This window comes from Martelella sp. AMO21009 (genome assembly GCF_053484295.1).
In genome coordinates this window covers 1-242 of sequence record NZ_JBAKFR010000089.1, presented here as the reverse complement: position 1 = coordinate 242, position 242 = coordinate 1, and the positions used below count along the sequence as shown (strand labels likewise).

The 242-nt window shown below is 58.7% G+C and carries 1 protein-coding gene; it reads right to left on the bottom strand.

What is annotated here, in order from left to right; translation table 11 throughout:
- The coding region (locus V6766_RS25580) for an ATP-binding protein (RefSeq protein WP_448471046.1) at positions 1–205 on the bottom strand (205 nt) is incomplete at its 3' end.
- Positions 206–242 lie beyond the last annotated feature (37 nt).

Genomic DNA, 242 nt, shown 5'->3' with positions numbered 1-242 from the left:
ATTTGGCTGCCTTGATACGCCGCTCGACCTTGCGACGATCCCGTTCGATCATCTCACGTTCGGCAAGCCGGGTAAGGTATCCGATATGATCGACGCCCTCGGTGGCGCAAAGCCGGGCCAGTTTCTGATACTCCCGTTGGAATGTTGGCAGCTTCAGGCTCTTGAGGTAGTGGGCAAGCAGGATCTCGGGTGCTTCAGCGCTCATGCCGCTTCTCCCGTCCCCGATGACAGGAGGCCCATAT